General features: G+C 61.8%; 2 protein-coding genes. Both read right to left on the reverse strand.

The window, feature by feature from the left end; all coding sequences use genetic code 11:
* Window positions 1-557, reverse strand: a 557-nt coding sequence (locus IVW53_16200; GenBank protein ID MBF6607099.1) for an IS630 family transposase, incomplete at its 3' end; no start/stop codon positions are given.
* Window positions 539-1,018, reverse strand: a complete 480-nt coding sequence (locus IVW53_16205) for a helix-turn-helix domain-containing protein (protein MBF6607100.1) — start codon at window positions 1,016-1,018, stop codon at window positions 539-541. The genes IVW53_16200 and IVW53_16205, both read right to left, overlap by 19 nt.
* Between the last annotated feature and the right edge of the window lie 75 nt (window positions 1,019-1,093).

The following is a 1,093-nucleotide window of genomic DNA, read 5'->3' on the forward strand; positions in this document are numbered from 1 at the left end:
GAGATGCGCCGATCGAGACACTGAGACGACAGCACGCTGAGTTCGGATTCAGCCATGTCCAGCCAGCTGCCGTGTTTCGGGGTATAGTGCCACTCGAACCGCTCGACGAGCCGGCGTGCCTCCTCGGCAGGAAAGGCTTCGTAGAGTGAAGCCGGCTTGTGGGTGTTGAGATTGTCCTGCACGAGCACGATCTTCGCCGCGTCCGGGAAATGCGTGTCGGACAAATCCTTGAGAACCTGCGCATAATCCAAGGCGGTGTGGCGATCAGTGACCTCGACATGCCGCCAGCCTTCGAGGGGCGCGAACATCATGAACAGGGTGGCCGTGCCATTGCGCTGGTACTCGTGATCGAGCCGTCTGGGCCGTCCCGGCTTCGCCGGGATCGGCTTACGCGTTTCGGCGATGAGTTGCTTCGACGTCTCGTCCACGCAGACCACGGGACAGGCCGGATCGTGCGGCCTCTGATAGACCTCCAGCACGTCTTCCATGGCGGCCACGAATGCGGCACTGGCGTCCGGCGGAATGACCCATTGCTGTTTCAGGTGCGGCTTGAGGATGTTTTTTTTAGCGTCCGCCCGATCGTGTTGTCGCTGACGCGATCGACGATGTTCAGTTCAACGACCTTGTCTTCCAGCAGCCGCAACGTCCACCGCGCGCGCCCCTTGGGTGGTTCTGAACAGGCCAACGCGATCAACTTGGCCTCGGCGGCGCCGTCGAAGATGCGCGTTCTGGCCGAGGCGGGCGAGTGCTTGCGCGTCAACACCGCCTCGAAGCCTTCCTCGACCAATTGCTGCCGGGTTCGCGCTATCGTCGCCAGGCTGGTGTCAAGGGCCTTGGCGATCTGGCTGTCGCTCCAGGCTTCGCCGGCCTCTCCGGCGTCAGCCTTCAACAAGATGCGCGCCTTCATCAGCCGTTGCGCGGGGTGCTTGCCGCTGCGGACCATTGTGTTCAGCCGGTCTCGCTCGTCGGCGTCGAGCTTCACGACATACTTCTTTACGGCGATCTCTTTCGCGGCCACGAATCGACTCCATAACTGCGCTGCGGAGCCATCGATTCGGAATTCCTACTCACTGTCAATGACGTGAGGCACTAG

The sequence above is a fragment of the Chloroflexota bacterium genome (genome assembly GCA_015478725.1).
Classification (GTDB): domain Bacteria; phylum Chloroflexota; class Limnocylindria; order Limnocylindrales; family CSP1-4; genus C-114.